General features: G+C 42.5%; 17 protein-coding genes. 13 read left to right on the top strand and 4 right to left on the bottom strand.

Annotated elements, in window-relative coordinates:
- Positions 1-2 precede the first annotated feature (2 nt).
- Complete coding sequence (gene thiI, locus QNH28_RS22545) at positions 3-1,289, top strand: tRNA uracil 4-sulfurtransferase ThiI (RefSeq protein ID WP_283908628.1); 1,287 nt, start codon at positions 3-5, stop codon at positions 1,287-1,289.
- A 35-nt stretch (positions 1,290-1,324) separates the two neighbouring features.
- On the opposite strand, the gene QNH28_RS22540 is transcribed toward thiI, so the two are convergent.
- Positions 1,325-2,017, bottom strand: coding sequence for a TerC family protein (locus QNH28_RS22540; protein WP_283908627.1), 693 nt, complete (start codon positions 2,015-2,017; stop codon positions 1,325-1,327).
- Between the two features lie 173 nt (positions 2,018-2,190).
- On the opposite strand from QNH28_RS22540, the gene QNH28_RS22535 reads away from it, so the two are divergent.
- The 6 genes from QNH28_RS22535 to QNH28_RS22510 all read left to right on the top strand — a co-directional run bounded on the left by QNH28_RS22535 (position 2,191) and on the right by QNH28_RS22510 (position 7,753).
- Positions 2,191-2,850, top strand: coding sequence for a TerC family protein (locus tag QNH28_RS22535; protein WP_283908626.1), 660 nt, complete (start codon positions 2,191-2,193; stop codon positions 2,848-2,850).
- Between the two features lie 185 nt (positions 2,851-3,035).
- Positions 3,036-3,545: a hypothetical protein gene (locus tag QNH28_RS22530; protein ID WP_283908625.1), complete on the top strand. Its 510-nt coding sequence runs from the start codon at positions 3,036-3,038 to the stop codon at positions 3,543-3,545.
- Between the two features lie 206 nt (positions 3,546-3,751).
- Entirely contained in the window at positions 3,752-5,593 is a 1,842-nt protein-coding gene (typA, locus tag QNH28_RS22525; protein ID WP_042190900.1) for a translational GTPase TypA, read from the top strand.
- 125 nt (positions 5,594-5,718) lie between these two features.
- Complete coding sequence (locus tag QNH28_RS22520) at positions 5,719-6,015, top strand: YlaH-like family protein (protein WP_042190898.1); 297 nt, start codon at positions 5,719-5,721, stop codon at positions 6,013-6,015.
- A gap of 83 nt (positions 6,016-6,098) precedes the next feature.
- Positions 6,099-7,199, top strand: coding sequence for an LCP family protein (locus QNH28_RS22515; RefSeq protein ID WP_283908624.1), 1,101 nt, complete (start codon positions 6,099-6,101; stop codon positions 7,197-7,199).
- Between the two features lie 101 nt (positions 7,200-7,300).
- Positions 7,301-7,753, top strand: a complete 453-nt coding sequence (locus QNH28_RS22510; RefSeq protein WP_283908623.1) for a PNPOx family protein — start codon at positions 7,301-7,303, stop codon at positions 7,751-7,753.
- 127 nt (positions 7,754-7,880) lie between these two features.
- Here the strand turns inward: QNH28_RS22510 and QNH28_RS22505 are convergent, their stop codons facing one another.
- Entirely contained in the window at positions 7,881-8,453 is a 573-nt protein-coding gene (locus QNH28_RS22505) for a YhcN/YlaJ family sporulation lipoprotein (protein ID WP_283908622.1), read from the bottom strand.
- 105 nt (positions 8,454-8,558) lie between these two features.
- Here QNH28_RS22505 and QNH28_RS22500 point away from each other — a divergent pair, with 105 nt between their 5' ends.
- On the top strand, positions 8,559-9,890 hold the full coding sequence (locus QNH28_RS22500) for a PhoH family protein (protein WP_283908621.1): 1,332 nt from the start codon (positions 8,559-8,561) through the stop codon (positions 9,888-9,890).
- Positions 9,891-10,466: 576 nt separating this feature from the next.
- Positions 10,467-11,693, top strand: coding sequence for an extracellular solute-binding protein (locus tag QNH28_RS22495; RefSeq protein WP_283908620.1), 1,227 nt, complete (start codon positions 10,467-10,469; stop codon positions 11,691-11,693).
- On the opposite strand, the gene QNH28_RS22490 is transcribed toward QNH28_RS22495, so the two are convergent.
- Together QNH28_RS22490 and QNH28_RS22485 are read right to left on the bottom strand one after the other, a co-directional pair.
- A complete protein-coding gene (locus tag QNH28_RS22490; RefSeq protein WP_283908619.1) occupies positions 11,685-12,812 on the bottom strand; it encodes a coiled-coil domain-containing protein in 1,128 nt (375 codons plus the stop codon). The two genes, QNH28_RS22495 and QNH28_RS22490, sit on opposite strands and share 9 nt — an antisense overlap.
- A gap of 323 nt (positions 12,813-13,135) precedes the next feature.
- Entirely contained in the window at positions 13,136-13,372 is a 237-nt protein-coding gene (locus tag QNH28_RS22485) for a DUF2626 family protein (protein WP_042130273.1), read from the bottom strand.
- A 345-nt stretch (positions 13,373-13,717) separates the two neighbouring features.
- On the opposite strand from QNH28_RS22485, the gene QNH28_RS22480 reads away from it, so the two are divergent.
- From QNH28_RS22480 to QNH28_RS22465, 4 genes are all read left to right on the top strand, one after another.
- Positions 13,718-14,368: an RsfA family transcriptional regulator gene (locus tag QNH28_RS22480; protein ID WP_042130271.1), complete on the top strand. Its 651-nt coding sequence runs from the start codon at positions 13,718-13,720 to the stop codon at positions 14,366-14,368.
- Positions 14,369-14,530: 162 nt separating this feature from the next.
- The gene (locus QNH28_RS22475; protein WP_283908618.1) at positions 14,531-15,493 is read left to right on the top strand and encodes a ketopantoate reductase family protein; all 963 of its coding nucleotides are present in this window, start codon (positions 14,531-14,533) and stop codon (positions 15,491-15,493) included.
- Positions 15,494-15,514: 21 nt separating this feature from the next.
- Entirely contained in the window at positions 15,515-15,901 is a 387-nt protein-coding gene (locus tag QNH28_RS22470; RefSeq protein WP_283908617.1) for a DUF3397 domain-containing protein, read from the top strand.
- A gap of 151 nt (positions 15,902-16,052) precedes the next feature.
- On the top strand, positions 16,053-17,762 hold the full coding sequence (locus tag QNH28_RS22465) for a peptide ABC transporter substrate-binding protein (RefSeq protein ID WP_283908616.1): 1,710 nt from the start codon (positions 16,053-16,055) through the stop codon (positions 17,760-17,762).
- Positions 17,763-17,960 lie beyond the last annotated feature (198 nt).

Here is a 17,960-nt window from a genome sequence, read left to right as displayed (position 1 = left end):
TAATGAGTGTGATGAATCAGGAATCTGCTAAAGGCAGTGCCAATAGTATTGATTATGCCGATATGCTGCTTTTACGTTTCGGGGAGTTTACATTAAAGGGCAAGAACCGTGCCAGATTTGAGAAAACGGTATTACGTCATGTGAAGGAAATGATTAAGCCTTATCCAAAGGTAGTTCTAACCAAAGAATTTGGAAGAATTTACGTGGACCTGAACGGAGAACCTGCTGCCCCATTGGTAGAAGCGCTGAAGAATGTATTCGGAATTGCTTCTGTCAGTCCGGTAAAGGTGGCCAAGTCAGAACTCGAGGATATTGTAGCTGTCAGTCGTCATTTTTTGGAGATCATCGCTCCTGTACCGGGAACTACGTTTAAGGTTAATGCACGCCGAGTATGGAAAGAATTTCCATATGGCTCCATGGAGATGAACAAGCTAGTTTCGACACCATTGCTGCAAGGCTATTCCGGACTTACTGTGGATGTAAAGTCACCTCAACTGGAGCTGAAGGTCGAAATTCGTCAAGGTCATACTTATATATTTTGCGAAAATATTGCTGGTGTGGGTGGATTTCCGCTTGGTACGAATGGAAAAGCGATGTTATTGCTGTCCGGAGGTATCGATAGTCCTGTAGCCGGTTGGTCATCCATGCGTCGTGGACTCGAGGTGGAGTGCGTACATTTCTATAGTTATCCTTATACGAGTGAGCTTGCTCGGCAAAAAGTGGTTGATCTTACGCGGGTATTGTCACGATATGCGGGAGTTATCAAGCTACATTTAGTACCTTTTACAGAGGTGCAGACATCTTTTACTGGAATAGGTCAGGATAATTTGATTATTACGTTGATGCGTCGAGCTATGCTGAGGATTACTTCACAGCTTGCTGAACGTGAGGGTGCCCTCGCGATCGTAACCGGTGAAAGTCTTGGACAGGTCGCTAGCCAGACGTTACCAAGTATGAACGTGATCGGTCGTGCGACAGAACTTCCTCTTTTACGTCCGCTGGTAATGATGGACAAAAGTGATATTGTGGAGCTGTCTAAGAATATCGGCACCTATGACCTGTCAATTCTTCCTTATGAGGATTGCTGTACTTTATTTGTACCTAAATCACCTACAACGAACCCGAATTTACGGATTGTAGATAAGATTGAAGCTACGCTCCCAGGTTACTCTGCATTGCTGGACGCAGCGATTGAAGCCACGGAGACTGTGCTGATCACTCCTTATGGAGATGAGAAGCCTAAAGATGTAGTAAGTGCTCAGGCTGGATTACAGGAAGAATGGTTCTAATATTATAAAGAAGGCTGTCTCATTCGTAGCAACATCTACGGTTGAGGCAGTTTTTTTGAATTATTATGGTTTGATTGGCGTCTCCAGTGTCCTCCAATTAAGATGCCAACAATGATCACAAATATAAACAGAGCTCTCAATAATGGATGCTGCTCAAAAAATGGGGATAGCTGCTGTTCATCTGTAATCATGCTTGACGCTGTGAACCCTAAGACTCCAGAGCCAACATAAATAATCCATGGATATTTGTTGATTAATTTAATGAAAAGAGTACTTCCCCAGACGACGATTGGAACGCTGATTAACAGTCCTATGACAACTAGAGAGATATTGTGCTTAGCAACCCCCGCAATCGCGATGACATTATCCAGTCCCATCGCAGCATCGGCTAGAATGATCGTACCCACAGCAGACCATAAGCTTTGACCAGCCTTGATATTCGCTGAATTGTTCACATCTGTTAACAGCTTGTAGGCAATCAGAATAAGTAATATCCCGCCTGCTAGCAGTAACCAGGGGATTTTCAATAACCATACGACCAGAATCGTTGCGAAAATACGTAATACTACGGCACCTGCTGTTCCAAGCACAATTGCTTTTTTTTGAGTGCTGTTCGGCAAATTACGCGCAGCAAGTCCGATGACTATGGCATTGTCTCCCGCCAGAATGAGATCTAGAAAAATAATATTGAGCAGCGATAATACAAACTCCCATATGGATGTATTCAAGGCATAGTCACCCCTAAAATTAGTTAAGATGAGCACGAAGATATGCTTAGTTTTGTATACGCAAAAAAAGGGGCATACATGCTTTCATCCTCAAAAAAAAGTTGGACAGGAAGCATAGCTTGTCACTTCCGAACATACATGTAGTTACATGTGATTCGGGGAGGTAAAAGGAAATGGAATCATTATTGCTCCTTGGTGAAATATTGATGATCAATCTTGTGCTGAGTGGAGATAATGCTATGGTCATCGCGATGGCTAGTAAGGACCTACCGGAGAAGCACCGGAAGATTGCGGTATGGTGGGGAGCTGCGGGAGCTGTTATTCTGCGCTGCTTGCTTACTTTTGTCGCGGTATTACTGTTGAAAATCCCTTATATCCAGGCTGGAGGAGGAATTCTGCTGCTATGGATTGCGTTTAAGCTGCTGCTGGAAGAAGAGGAGGATCTTAGAGTCGCGGAAACATCCTCCGTATGGAAGTCCATCCGAACGATTCTCGTGGCTGATTTTATTATGAGTCTTGATAATGTCCTGGCGATTGCCGGTCTAGCCAAAGGGGATTTGGCTTTAATTGTGATCGGGATTGCACTCAGCATTCCAATTGTAGTATGGGGAAGTGGCCTCATTGTGGGGTGGCTGCATAGATTTCCGATACTCATATTTATCGGCGCTTATATTTTAGCCTTTACAGCAGGTGATATGATGCTTCAGGATGCAAAATTAGGGACAATGCTCTCCTTTCTGCTCCCATCCACGCATTCCATACTGCCGATCGCTTTAGGAATATTAGTAGTTGTTACAGGAGCAGTTAAACGAAGAACGACATCAGTAGGTTAATAAATTGCAATAAAAGGCAATACTAAACGGACATCTCCATAAATTGGAATCGTCCGTTTTTTGCGTGCTCTTTGATGGCATTTTGTGTATATTTCAGATAATATATGAATAAGAATCCTGTCGTTTTCTGGGTATGAGATGGCAAGGTAATAAGGTAGACGTGAATTTGAAGGGATGGGTGAAGGATGTCTTCCAAGAATGACATGAGACTAGGTATATTCATTGTAGCTGCGGGCGTTTTGATTTTATTCGGTAAGCTGGGGGTCTTCGGATTTTTGGGACGAGCCCTTTGGCCGCTAGTGATTTTACTTCCAGGATTGGTTCTACATATGTTATTTTTTAGCCGCCGCGCTTCGGCAACGGTGTTGATTCCCGCAGGGATATTAACGGTGTATGGTTTATTGTTTGGACTTTGCAATATATGGGGATGGGGGCTTATGAAATATTTATGGCCTGTGCTGCTGCTCGGTATTGCCATAGGTCTGTATGAATATTCCATCAATTCTCCAAAACGGACAGGCGGACTATCTGCAATTGCTGTTATATTAGGTGTGTTAAGCATAGCGCTTTGTATTTTCAGTCTTATGGGTACGGGTGTGATCTATCTAATTGGTATTGTATTCATCGCTGCAGGAATTTGGCTGATTACAGGTCGGGGTAGAACTCGTGGCCGAAATAGATGGTATCGAAGTTAATTAATGTTGGATCTTGTGAAAAAAAACGGAATTTGCCAACTGTTTTTTTCATAAAAAGACTTGCTTTTCATAGTGCTTTCACTATAATATTAATGTTATGTTGAAGCGTCGGCTTTCTGCCTGGCGCTTCTTTTGTGAGACTGCCGTGACATGCTACGAATTTTAACAGTTTTAATTTGATAAATGAGAGGATTTGGATACAAATCATGCATTCAAGAAAAGATATTCGCAACATTGCGATCATTGCCCACGTTGACCATGGCAAAACAACACTCGTCGATCAGCTTCTTCAGCAATCGGGGATCTTCAGCGCACACGAACACGTACAAGAACGCGCTATGGACTCTAACGATATCGAGCGGGAACGCGGAATTACAATCCTAGCTAAAAATACAGCAATTACTTATAAAGAGTTTTTGATCAATATTGTGGATACACCTGGACACGCTGACTTCGGTGGCGAAGTAGAACGGATTATGAAAATGGTTGACGGTGTATTGCTGGTTGTTGATGCTTATGAAGGCTGCATGCCGCAAACGAAATTCGTTCTGCGTAAAGCATTGGAACAAAAACTTACACCGATCGTTGTCGTGAACAAGATTGACCGTCCAGCTGCTCGTCCTAAGGAAGTTATTGATGAAGTGCTCGATTTGTTCATCGAGCTTGAAGCAAATGACGAACAATTGGAATTCCCGGTTGTCTATGCATCTGCTCTTAATGGTACATCAAGCATGGTTCCTGAGAAACAAGATGAGACAATGCTTTCGCTTTACGAAACAATCGTTGAGCATATCCCAGCTCCAACTGAAAGTGTAGAAGACCCGCTTCAATTCCTCGTAACGTTGATGGATTATAACGAATACTTGGGTCGTATTGCTATTGGCCGTGTAAACCGCGGTGTGATCAAACAAGGTCAATCTGTAACTGTAATTATGCGTGACGGTAAGAGTAAAACCGCACGTATTGAGAAATTGTTCGGGTTCCAAGGTTTAAAACGTATTGAAACAGAAGAAGCGGGCGCAGGGGATATCGTTGCTATCGCAGGGATCAAGGACATTAACATTGGTGAGACCATTGCTGATCCAGCGAATCCAGAAGCACTGCCTGTTCTTAAGATCGACGAGCCAACTATGCAAATGACTTTCCTTGTGAATAACAGTCCTTTTGCTGGTAAAGAAGGTAAATGGGTAACTTCCCGTAAGCTTCGTGAGCGTCTCTTTAAAGAACTTGAGACAGATGTGAGTTTGCGTGTGGATGAAACGGATAGTCCTGATGCATTTATCGTTTCTGGACGCGGTGAGCTTCACCTTGGTATTCTGATCGAGAATATGCGTCGTGAAGGTTATGAAATGCAAGTTTCTAAACCACAAGTAATCATTAAAGAAATCGATGGTGTTAAATCGGAGCCACTTGAGCGTCTTATGATTGACATTCCTGAAGAAAGCATGGGCTCTGTTATGGAAAGTCTGGGCACTCGCAAAGCCGAAATGGTCAACATGATTAACAACGGTACGGGTCAAGTACGTCTGGAGTTCCTGATTCCTGCACGTGGTTTGATTGGTTACAACACTTACTTCTTGACTTTGACACGCGGTTACGGCGTTATGAACCATGCTTTTGACAGCTACGCTCCACTGGTTGCTGGTCAAGTTGGCGGACGTCATCAAGGTGTGCTTGTAGCCAGTGAGACTGGATCAACTACACAATATGGAATAGTGGGCGTTGAGGATCGTGGTATTCTCTTCTTGGATGCAGGTACAGAAATCTATGAAGGTATGATCGTAGGCGAGCATACCCGTGATAACGATATTATCGTTAACATCTGTAGAGAAAAAGCACTTACCAACATGCGTACCTCAGGTAAGGATGATACTGTAAAAATGAAGACACCACGTACCTTCTCTTTGGAAGGCGCACTTGAATATTTGAATGATGATGAATATTGTGAAATCACACCTAAATCCATTCGTTTGCGCAAAAAGATTTTGAACAAAGGCGAACGCGAACGTGTAGAGAAGCAACGTAAAATGGCACAAGCAAACGCGTAAGATCAACTTAGCATAGTAAAGAGCCGTCGGAGGTTTAACTTTCGACGGTTTTTTTATAACAAAAAATCCCCCTACTGATGATATAATGTAAACGTATCTTAAATTTGGGAGGAGTGCGGTTATCTATGCAGGTGTGGTTCGCTGAGCATCCAATCGTCGCTTATATTGTTATTTTTATATTGCTTACATTTGTGTATAATCAGGTATTTCGTGTGAATCAAAAGTTATCGATTGGCAAAGAGATTATGCTGTACATAATGATGGCAATCGGCTCCGGCATGCTCCTCATTTTTCAACATGATAAGCTACCGATCATCCAGTGTCTGCTGGTTGCTGTCGGATTAATGCTAATGGTACGGATACGTTATATCGTAGAAGCTCGACAGAAGAGAAAGGCTGCAGCTGCAGCAAAAAGACAATAATCGAAACTTTTACTGCTTATGGAACGTCTATTTAAGTGTAGCAATTTTTATTCCAAATGAAATGAAGAGGACTTTATTCTACTATGAGTACACGAAACAGCAGTTTACCTCCAAGAGCAAGTGGTCAACAACCGAATAATAATAGAAAACAGCCTGTGAAGGGTGCTCCTAAGAAAAAAAAGAAGAAACCGCAAAAGAGAGGCTTTTTTGGCAGATTAGTTAGAATCCTGTTAACCTTACTCATTATTGCGATTCTTGGCGTATTGGGCTACGGGGGCTATCTGTATTGGAAGCTTGAAAATGGGGTCTTTAATGCAGGTAATAAAGGAACGGTTGCTCCAGGACATTCGGCTACAGAAAAACCACTGACGATGCTTATCCTGGGTACGGACAATAGACCAAAACATCAATCTAGATTGACAGATGTTATTATGGTTGCAGCGCTTAATCCTAAGACAAAATCAGCTACCATTGTCTCTCTTCCACGCGATACCTTAGTTGAGCTCAATGGATACAAGCAAACGAAGATTAACGAATTCTATGCTCGCTTTAAGGGAAAAGAAGATTCTTCTGGCATTTTGGCAGAAGATGAGATGAAGACAATGATGGGGAAATATCTAGATATTGACGTAGATTATACAACGATTCTGGATTTTCAAGGCTTCCGTGATGTGGTGGACGAGCTTGGCGGAGTCAAAGTCAACATTAGTGATAATATGTGTTATACAGACAGCGTAGATGGTACGAATATCAATCTGAAAAAAGGTCCGGCAGAGCTAGATGGAGATAAAGCGCTAGATTATGTGCGATATCGTAAATCTAATTGTAAGCCTAAGACTAAGGCTTCAGATGATTTTGATCGGAACAAACGTCAGAATGAGGTCCTTCATTCACTGGTGGATCAGATGCAATCGCTTGGTGGTGTATTAAAAATAGGCAAGGTTCTTGATGCAGTGGACAGTAACATGAAGACTGATATCGAAAATTCGCAGATTAAAGATATGATTGCGACTTATTGGAAGATTTCCAAAGATGATATCGAATTCAAGCCTGTGACTGGAACGTGGCGAAGTCCGTATGTATATATTAATGATGAAGAGCTTGAGGCTGCCAAGAAAAGCCTTCAGGATCGGTTAGCAGGAGTTTCAGCTAGTTCTACTTCGGAATCCACTGAGGCGCCTTAGAGACCTTAATAACACTTCGCTCTAAAATTGAATGCAAGTTTCAGCCTGTGCTATAATATAATAAATCGAATGAATTTACGCCGCATAGGGGGCCAGTACTTATGTCCGAAGCCGTTGCTCAGCTGAACGAAACCTTGTTATCGATGCTGCAATCGGAAACTTTTGTTCTTCTCAACACAGTTGATGCGGAATCAGGAGGTCCAACGTCCACAGCCATTTCGTGGATTTATGCAGTTAGTCCAAGTACTGTGCGTCTGGCTGTAGATCATCGTTCCAGACTCGTGAACAACATGAAGATCAACCCGTTAGTAACCGTCACTGTGTTCGGTGAGGGTACTGTCTATGCGATTAACGGCAGTGCCGTTGTAAAGCAGGATCCACTTCAGGATGTACCTTTCAAGATGTGCTGCTTTGATGTTGAAATTATGGCGGTGCGTAACGCGCTTTTTTATGGAGCGCAGCTTGAATCCGCCCCAAGATATGCAAAGGTTTATGATGGACGTGCCGCTGAGAAGCTGGACGGACAAGTATTTGCTGCCATGAAAAAAGCCTAGTGAGAATATCACTGGGCTTTTTTTGACTTATAAGAATGTATAGGTTGCACGCTATACATTATCCTTATAATTTTACGAGAAAAGGTTGCCATCCATAAAGGACGACAACATCTTTTCTTCTTAACCTCTACTGTGCATTTTTAATCGGCTTAGTGTCCTCTGGCAGCTGCGGCATAATTCGACCGATGATATCAGCCAATTCGGATGAGAATCCAGAAATTGGATGTCCCTGAGAGACATGGCGGCTCATGTCCGCTAAGCGGCTGGAGAGATCCATATCGGCTGTGACAAGTGCCCGTACACTTCTCGGGTCTTTGCGGATAGCTTCCGCTACAGAATATTTAATGCTTCCTACACGTGATCGGTCTAGAGATCCTTCCACGTCAAGACCTACAATGGCGACCTTGTTCATGACTACACAGTGTGCACCATTCACACCAGGAACCCTTTTGGCCAACTGTTCAAAATGGTCCTTAAGTGCAACTTCACTTTCGCCCTTAACACTGACGGTGTGACCAGCTGAGGTGGCCATAGGATTAGTCGCACCATCATTAGCCAATTGCCGAACCTCATGGTTTCCCGTACCCTTTACAGCATTCGCAGATTGTTTATTCTGAGGAGAGGGTGATGTCTTTTTATTAGCGATACCGCAGCTTGTCAATAGCAGCAGTACCAGCAACAGACACATTGATTTTCTCATATGTGATTACTCCTTTCAGCCAAGATCGTTTCTGTACCTTATCTTTTCCCTTGGCGGAAAGAGTTATGTATGATCAATCAAACCAGGCGCTGTGGAGGGGATAATATGAACAAGATATTTGTGTTAGATACCAACGTGCTTTTGCACGACCCCAATTCGATTTTCTCTTTCAAGGAGCATGAGGTGGTTATTCCGGCAGTAGTGCTGGAAGAAATCGACTCCAAAAAGCGCAACGCTGACGAAATCGGTCGAAATGCTCGCACGGTTTCCCGATTGCTTGATGGACTTCGTGAACTAGGTCATCTGCATAGTGGTGTGGAGCTAGAGCATGGAGGCAAGCTGAAGGTAGAACTTAACCATCGCAGTTTTGTGAAGGTACAGGAGATGTTTGGTGAGGTATCTAACGACAATCGGATTTTGGCTGTAGCTCTTAATTATTTAATTGAAGAGAATGAGAAGCCTGATCCGCGTCCCGTAGTGCTTGTGAGTAAGGATGTGCTGGTTCGTATTAAAGCGGATGTGCTAGGAATTACACCAGAGGATTATTTGTCAGATCGGACTGGAGATTTAAATGAACTTTACACTGGTTACCAATCTCTGCAGGTTCATCCGGCATTGATTGATGAATATTACAGTCACCGTTCTTTAACGGTTAAACAGCTCGCATTGTCGTATCCCTTGTACCCTCATGAATTTGTGATCCTCAAGGATGAGATAGGCACAGGCAAATCAGCTCTTCTCAAAGTGAATAGTGATGCGACCCGTCTGGAGCCGCTTTATCTGGGCAATGATTCGGTTTGGGGGATCAGCGCGCGAAATGCTCAACAACGAATGGCATTGGAGCTACTGCTAAACGATGAAATCCCGCTTGTAACCATTACAGGTAAGGCTGGTACAGGGAAGACGTTATTGGCGCTTGCTGCCGGACTATTCAAAGTTGAGGATGAACATAAATACAAAAAATTGCTCATTGCCCGTCCAGTAGTTCCTATGGGGAAAGACATTGGTTATTTGCCCGGAGAGAAGGATGAGAAGCTCAGACCCTGGATGCAGCCTATTTATGATAATCTGGAGTTCCTGTTCGATACCAAAAAAGCTGGCGATATCGATAAAATCTTAATGGGTTTAGGCAGCATACAGGTAGAAGCCTTAACTTATATTCGTGGCCGCTCAATCCCTTCACAGTTCATTATTATTGATGAGGCTCAGAACCTTTCCCGTCATGAAGTGAAGACAATCGTCTCCAGAGCGGGTGAAGGAAGTAAAGTGATTCTAATGGGTGATCCGGAGCAAATCGATCATCCGTATCTGGATGCTGCGAGCAACGGACTAAGTTATATCGTTGAGAAGTTTAAGCAGCAAGGGATTAGCGGACATATTACTTTGGAAAAAGGTGAGCGTTCCCGCCTGGCCCAACTGGCAGCGGACCTACTCTAACCTATCTTCAATCTCAGCCGGGAGAAGCATAAACTCCCGGCTTTTTCCTGCCCGCCCCAGAAACTTTGCAAAGAAAACGCGATATAGCCATAATTGCATTGCTGTATTATGATCCACAAACAAACTACTGCCTATGGGTTTGGACTGTATGGCCCTTATTTGAGCTAATATCGGGTTTTCGGCTCATTATCGGACTCAGATGCAGCTATTGGTTCAAAAACACACCATTAAGGCATAGTTTTCGATCAATAAGCGCTATCCAGTCCGTAACTCGGGGAAAACGCGCCGAATAGCCGTAATAGCTACATTACGGTCCGAAAACAAACTATCACTTATGGGTTCGGACTGTATGGCTCTTAGCTATGCAAAACACAGCCCACCCCAGAAACGGCGGAGAAATTTAGTGGTTGTGGTGCCTCAGATTGAGCGTCCTTAGCGCTAAAGATTACCCAGCCTTTTAATTGTCTCCGTTCGTTTCCCCCTTATAATAGAAAGAGAACGTTTTCACATTCTAAAGACAAGCAGCGGCGGGTTTGGTAAAATAGGGGTGAGGAATCATGGGGAAGGTGGGGAATCGTGCTGAAACGCAAAAATTATTGGCTGCTTTTTGCAATTTTACTACTATCGCTGACAAGCTTGTCACCCAGTATGGAATTGAGTACCAATAACGACCCACATCCTATGAAAAAACCGCAAAGTCAGTCCAAAAAGCCTTCTTCAGGGGAAAAGGGAACTATAGATAGCCTGCGCATAACAGTATCGCTAAATAGCGAGGAATTTAGTGAACTGGAGCTTCTAAGCAATCGGTATACTTTAGAAAATGGAGTAAAGGTAATATTAAGAAATATTGATAGCGAGGATGCAGACGAAGTTTTGAGACATGATCTAACCATCGGGGACAGCCCGGATATCGTCATGGCGGATGGACGAAGTATTCTTGACTGGGCTACACGTGGATATTTATTGCCGGTGGATGTGTATCAGAGCATTCCAGGAACTGCACCGTTAACTCAGTTGATCCCATGGATGCAATGGAACGGATATAATTGGGGAGTGCCGCTGGATATCGACCCTTATATACTTGTTTATTCACCACAACGACTTGCAGAACTGGGATTTACGACCTTACCAAGAAGTCTGGAACAGTGGAACACATTGCTTCAGAATGTACTTAAAGAGCAAGGGAAATATTTGTTGGCGATGGATACACGTAATCCATATGGATTGTCGGCGGTTATGGAGAGTATGAACAGCAGCTTGCTATCGGATAACCAAGAAGTAATAAATTGGACGCAGAATGCACGCAGTTATTTTTACCTTACCAGTCGATATAACAAGGATGTTTGGGATATGATTCAGAGCGGAAGCGTTGCTGTTGCGGCTCTACCACTATCAGAGTGGCAAAAACATGGGAATTCATCTTTAGTTGCTGAAGCGCCGCTGACCGAAAGTAACGGGAAAGGACTTGAATCCTATTACAGCCGTTCTTTTGCAATTCCAGCACAATCTCAAAGTCCAAAGGAAGCCGTGAATTGGCTAACGTTTATCACCTCTGAGGATTCTCAGATGGATTGGTTGGAGAACACAGGGAGCTTGCCTGCACTGGATGTTCTTTATCGTTCGGAGCATGATTTCAACTATAAGCTTCCTTTCGGAGTCGAACTATTGCTGACAGAAGAAACCGCCCCAGAGGTCGAATCCCAAGGCGGTTGGAGTAAGATTGTTGAAGCAGTATCCTTACTGCTTACCGGAAAGATTGATGCGGCAGGGTACAAAGACTTCATCAAGGAAGGTCTAGAATGAGATAGAAAGTTTAACTTGCAGAATGCCCTCTTTACTATCTACTTCTGTGGCACGTAGGAAAGAAACGATTTTTCCAGGGTAAAAGCCTAAATCAAATTCCTCCTCAAGTGTCCTTCTAGTGGTGTCAGGTAATTCGAGACCATTAAATACAACATGATCTACTTGGAATATAAGTCCGTTGATGGGTTCTTCCTGTATGATGTAGTGACCGGTTAAGGAAAGAGCTAAAGCTCCGCTTTTTCCAGTGGCAGTAATCGTTCCCTCATTGAAATGAAATGCGAAATCATTAAATAGCTTATTCTGGGACTGAAGGAATTCGTTTAAATCCTCTTCCTTCAGATTCAGAACATAAGTCATCCCCTTACGAGTAAGAACTCCCTCTCGATTCTGAACAAACTGCGGTAGTTTATTCATTGCGGAAGATAATGCTTTGAAGTAGGTCTTTACTTCGCGCAAACCAATATTCTCCCAATATAATGTGAATTCTTGAAGCAGAGCGCTCATATTATCGGGATCACTACTGTCTTTAATCCCACCTTCAATTTCTTTATTGAGCGCGGCTACCCGGATTTTCTGTTCCTCCAGAGCGGTTCGTAGCTGTGCAAGATCCTTCGAGCTACGCTGTGCATTCTGGAGGGTTTTCTTTAGATCCTTATACTGTTCTTCGTATTGTGTGAGAATGTTGCGGTCATTTCCGATAATAATTTCATAATAATCGAATAGAGCCAGAAATCTGCTAATACTTTTCGCAGATAGAAATGCGGCCAAGAGACCGTCTCTATCCCCCATATAATAAGAACGCAGGACTGCACCTGCACGCTCTTGCTGGTTTGCGATGGCAGATTTTTTCTCGGTAGCCTGCTCTTCGAGGTAGTCTACCTTTTCTTCAAGTGCTTTTTGTTCGGCTGTAATCTTGATGATCTCTCGTTCGATTTCTGCGGAAGACAAAGTCTGCTCCAGAAGTTTACGGGCTTCTTCATTATCTGGTATAGAGGAATTGAAAAAAGAACCGCTAGGATCGGCAGACAGGTACATCGTAGATTGTAACGGAAACAATGTACAGCAGAAGAGAATTAGTATGGTTGCCATCATGCGGCTTTGGGCATTGCGGGAGCGCACCACACCACCACCTTTTTTTGAAATATAAGAATTTATCTGTTTCACTCCATAAATCATCGTTCTATTTCTCGTAGAAACGGAAACCGTCAATAAAAGGACGGCAAAGCCGGTTCTTCTTGAATGGATATATGTATGTACTAATAATATGTTTAACCCTCCTAAAATAGCATACATACAAAAATATCCCCACAAAGTGAGGCTATCCTTCGATACGTACACAGCTACTTTTTGGGGGCCACATCTTTATACTAACTGAAAAATAAAAAAACGGAAGTGATCCTTATAAGATAAGGACCTCATCCGCTTCATGAGAGTATTGCAATTTATAGTGGAAGACCCATTTGAAAGATCGTCCAATAGCTAAAACCGGTGAAAGTCAAAATCATGTATGCCCAGAAAAGTAGGACATAAGTTTTTTCAGTAAACTTCAAATAACCGAGAATTACGAAAAAAGCGGTTTGCAAAAAGAAAAGCAAGGCCATTTCTGTCAGACCTCCGGCAAAAGCCATCAATCCAATAGCCAGTGTAAAAAAACCTAATACCCGAAACATGCGGTCCAAGAGAGAGTCCCCCTTCCAGTATGTATCTCACGAATATTCCTTCGACTTATTATACCCGTTCAGTAAAAATGTGTAAACGAATTCATTGAAAAAAATGTACTAATCTTCAAAAAAAGTGATTTTTGTAATTGACTTGACTGATTAGTGCTTGAAAAAAGAGAATTTATAACTTGAAGCGTATGATGTGGGCAGATAATGGAAATACAATTTAGTATCAAATAGATTCTATGAACTCTATGAGAAGCATAGAAATGGAGTAAGCAGCTTTTATCCCTATTCACTACCCGGCAGAGCTGCCGGTTATGGAGATGGTTATTTCAAGATGTTGTTAGGAGGTTTGGTTGGATGACAGCCGTTAGACAGGATGCTTGGAGTGCAGAAGATGATCTAATACTGGCAGAAGTAACCTTGCGTCACATTCGGGAGGGCAGTACACAACTTGCTGCTTTTGAAGAAGTGGGCGAGAAAATCGGCAGAACGTCAGCTGCTTGCGGATTCCGCTGGAACAGCTGTGTTCGAAAAAGCTATGAAGGCGCAATTGGAATTGCTAAAGGCCAACGTCAAAAGAGAAGTTACCTGAAAAAGCAACCGTCGGTAAGAGGAGCGCAGGTAGCGGGTCTGATTCTCGGGGATACCGATGAAGAATTCGGACGAGGCGAAGGATTAAGTGAGAACACATTATCCATTGATGCGGTTATACGTTTCCTGAGACAATGGAAAGGTACGATCCAGGAGGCAGGACGCCAGCTGAAAATGCTGGAGAGAGATTTGCGTGAGAAGGAAGATGAATTAACAGAATTAAGATCTGAGAATGAGCGGTTGTCAAAAGAGGTTAATCTTGCTCAAAGTGACTACCGGGTAGTCAACGATGATTACAAAGCTTTAATTCAGATTATGGATCGTGCACGTAGGCTCGCGTTCTTAAACGAAGAAGAAGAAGAAATGAAGACTCGCTTTAAAATGGATGGGAATGGAAATTTAGAACGCATTGAATAAAAGATAGGCAACTAAACACCCGTAAGTGGTTCGCTTTTTTAGCGCCATTTGCGGGCGTTTTGGTTTTGTATTGTCATTCATGGAGGACGACAACGGCGTTTCTTCTTGGTATATTAAGGCTATACTTAGAAAAATTGCGCTTGAGATCAACAGGAGGATCAGATGAAAATCGATATAATCGGTGCGGGTTCACTTGGGCTGCTTTTGGCAGGGAGACTGACCCAGTCCGGGAATGAAGTGAGATTGTGGTGTCGAGGGATAGAGCAGTGCCGGAAATTAGAAGCTGAGGGCTTAACTGTGAGCTATGAGGATGGTCGTGATCCGATTTCAATTTCGGGCGATCGATTTGTGCCCGCACCAATAGAGGGGTTTGCAGATGCCTATCTTCGTGAGCCCAGTGATTGGATTATAGTGACGGTTAAACAGAACATACTACATAATGTTTTACCTGAATTTCTATCCCCTCTTAGAGAAGAACAGGTACGCATCATTTGTTTTCAAAATGGCATAGGACATATGGAGATGCTCAGAGACTTGCTGCCGAAAGCTAATTTATATACTGCAGTAACAACAGAAGCTGCGAAGCGAAAGTCTTTAACTGAGGTCATTCATGCAGGTGCGGGGGAGGTGTGGATAGGGCAATGGAGCTTAAAGAATGGACAAGCTCATAGTATACATACTGATTTACATGCGAATTATTTAATAGAAGTCCTCATTATGGCAGGATTCTCCGCCTTTTTGTCGAATGAAGTGGATACCATGATTTACCGGAAGCTCCTAATCAATGCCGTTATTAATCCGCTTACGGCGATTTGGCGTATTCCAAATGGTGAACTGCTGGCATCAGAAGGGCGACTGCAGTTAATGAGAGAACTTTTTAGAGAAGCAATTATGGTATATGATGCCTGCGGAGTAACTTATGATCATGATGCGTGGGATAACATTCTTAAAGTGTGCAGGACAACGGCTGGCAATACTTCATCCATGCTGGCAGATGTTCTAGCTTCAAGAAGTACAGAAATTCACTGGATCAATGGAAGTCTTGTAGAAATGGCAGAAAGAAGTGGAACATTGGTTCCTTTACATCGCTTGATCTGTCAATTAGTTGAGGGAATAAAGGTATGATCTCGGAGGAGAGGTGAAGCTATGGGATTGCTGTTGAATTCGGTCATTACTTTAAGCTTGATTCCAATAATACCGTTTTTAATTGTTTATTTCATTGGAAGAGGCTTAAAAAAAGATAAAAAGAAAACTTTTATGCTCGCTATGGACGTAACTACATTTTTTTTATTATTATCGGTCTCGGCATTGTTTAACAACTTATTTGATAACGGTTTTGGGTTTTATCTTATACTACTTATTGTATTAATATCCACTGGATTGATTGGTGGCGCTCAGAATCGTCTGAAAGGAAAAGTAGATGGAAAGCGGTTATTTCGGGCAGTTTGGAGACTTTCATTCTTTTTTATGAGCGTCGGATATTTATTATTTATGTTTGTAGGGCTAATTAAGTACATATCACAAGCGATGTAATGTTCCACTGCTCCGGTGAAGCGGCAACGTCACAAAAGTTTAAAGTTTTAATAAAAAAAGAATTTTCTGAAAACATACCACTAGATTTTTTTGACCACTGGTTGTATAATCATAAACCATATACCACATTCTATTTAGGGGGAACTGCTAGATGAAGAAGAGTAAAAGTCTATTGCTAATGCTTGCATTAGTACTTGTTATCGGCACAGTGCTTGCTGGCTGCGGCGGAAACAACGCGAACAGCGGCAATAAAGGTAACGCTGGTAACACTGGTAACACGGCAACTGGTAATGCGGCTACAGAAGAGAAATTGGCTGCAGACCAAACGTTGAGAATCAATCTAAGTGCTGAGCCTCCAACATTTGACCCAGGATTGGCACAAGATAGCCAAGCACACACTGTCCTGACAACAATGTACGAAGGTTTGACTCGCATGAATGCAGAATCAGGTCAGGCTGAACCAGGTGTTGCTGAAAGCTGGGATATTTCCGCTGACGGTCTGGTATATACCTTCAAACTGCGTGACTCTCAATGGAGCAACGGCGATCCTGTAACATCAGAAGACTTCGTTCGCGCTTGGAAACGCGTGCTCGATCCTGCTGCTGCATCTGCAGCGCCTTACGCTTATCAATTGTATTACATCAAAAATGCTGAAAAGTTTTTCAACAAGGAAATTACCGATTTCAGTCAAGTTGGAATCAAAGCGGTTGATGAGAAAACTCTAGAAGTTACTCTTGAAGCGCCAACTCCTTACTTCCTTGGATTGCTTTCCTTCTATACTTATTACCCTGTACACAAATCTATTGAGGGTAATCCTAAATGGGCTACAAACAAAGATACTATGATCGTTAACGGTGCTTTCACTCTTACTGAGTGGACTACTGGACAAACTCTTGTTGTAACTAAAAATGATAAATATTGGGATAAAGATTCCATTAAACTTAGCAAAATCGACTTCTCCCTTGTAAACAGTGGTGCAACTGAACTGTTGAGTTACAAAAACGGTGAATACGATCGTGCAGGCGGACCAACTGGTGAAATTCCATCAGAACAAATTCCAATCGTGCAAAAAGAACTTCCTAAAGAATTCAACCGTAAAGGTATTGCTTCCGTATACTACTACGAATTCAATATTACTGAAAAACCTTTCACAAACGCTAAAATCCGTAAAGCTCTTGCAATGTCCATTAACCGTCAAGCTTTGATTGACAATGTAGTACAAGGTGGACAATTCCCAGCATTCGGTTATGTACCTCCGGGTATCGCTGGTGCTGATGGTGAATACCGTACAGCAGTTAAAGATAGTTACTTCACTGAAGATCTAGAACAAGCTAAAACTTTGCTTGCTGAAGGTCTGAAAGAAGAAGGTATGGATAAACTGCCTACATTCTCTTTGACTTACAACACAAGTGAAGGTCACAAGAAAATCGCTTTGGCGATTGCTGATATGTGGAAAAACAATCTTGGTATCGACGTACAAACCGTTAACCAAGAGTGGGCTGTATTTATTGAAAACCGTCAAAACCTGAACTACCAAGTTGCACGTGCTGGTTGGACTGCGGATTACAATGATCCAATGACTTTCCTTGATATGTGGGTAACAGGTGGCGGTAACAATGATACGGGTTACGCTAACCCTGAGTACGACAAATTGATCTCCGAAGCTAAAGCAACTTCTGACTTGAAAGTACGTCAAGACAATTTTGCAGCAGCTGAGAAATTGCTCATCGAGCAAGATCAAGTTTTGATTCCATTGTACTACTACACTAACAACTCCCTGACTAAAGAGTACCTCAAAGGTGTTACTCTTGACTTCAGTGGTGCAATTGACTTGACTCGTGGATACTTGCTTGAGCACTAAGATTTAGCTCATGTAATTTAAACAGAATAGTTAGTTGACTGAAGTAACACAATACTTCGGGATATATATGTGGAACTCCATATATATCCCTTTTTTTTGTATTCCAGTCTATTTGTTATTTATTGTTATTTATAACATATTTAGAAAATGGACAAAAATCCGTTTTTTTCATAAAATCAATATAATGCTCTCAAAAAA

The sequence above is a fragment of the Paenibacillus sp. G2S3 genome (genome assembly GCF_030123105.1).
Taxonomy (GTDB): Bacteria; Bacillota; Bacilli; order Paenibacillales; family Paenibacillaceae; genus Paenibacillus_AQ.
This window is presented reverse-complemented; position numbering and strand designations above follow the sequence as displayed.

Coding starts and splice junctions, on each gene's coding strand:
- QNH28_RS22530 (WP_283908625.1), top strand. CDS start 3,036: ATGTCTTCCAAGAATGACATGAGACTAGGTATATTCATTGTAGCTGCG.
- QNH28_RS22470 (WP_283908617.1), top strand. CDS start 15,515: ATGGGATTGCTGTTGAATTCGGTCATTACTTTAAGCTTGATTCCAATA.
- typA (WP_042190900.1), top strand. CDS start 3,752: ATGCATTCAAGAAAAGATATTCGCAACATTGCGATCATTGCCCACGTT.
- QNH28_RS22475 (WP_283908618.1), top strand. CDS start 14,531: ATGAAAATCGATATAATCGGTGCGGGTTCACTTGGGCTGCTTTTGGCA.
- QNH28_RS22465 (WP_283908616.1), top strand. CDS start 16,053: ATGAAGAAGAGTAAAAGTCTATTGCTAATGCTTGCATTAGTACTTGTT.
- QNH28_RS22510 (WP_283908623.1), top strand. CDS start 7,301: ATGTCCGAAGCCGTTGCTCAGCTGAACGAAACCTTGTTATCGATGCTG.
- QNH28_RS22480 (WP_042130271.1), top strand. CDS start 13,718: ATGACAGCCGTTAGACAGGATGCTTGGAGTGCAGAAGATGATCTAATA.
- QNH28_RS22515 (WP_283908624.1), top strand. CDS start 6,099: ATGAGTACACGAAACAGCAGTTTACCTCCAAGAGCAAGTGGTCAACAA.
- QNH28_RS22500 (WP_283908621.1), top strand. CDS start 8,559: ATGAACAAGATATTTGTGTTAGATACCAACGTGCTTTTGCACGACCCC.
- thiI (WP_283908628.1), top strand. CDS start 3: ATGAGTGTGATGAATCAGGAATCTGCTAAAGGCAGTGCCAATAGTATT.
- QNH28_RS22505 (WP_283908622.1), bottom strand. CDS start 8,453: ATGAGAAAATCAATGTGTCTGTTGCTGGTACTGCTGCTATTGACAAGC.
- QNH28_RS22535 (WP_283908626.1), top strand. CDS start 2,191: ATGGAATCATTATTGCTCCTTGGTGAAATATTGATGATCAATCTTGTG.
- QNH28_RS22520 (WP_042190898.1), top strand. CDS start 5,719: ATGCAGGTGTGGTTCGCTGAGCATCCAATCGTCGCTTATATTGTTATT.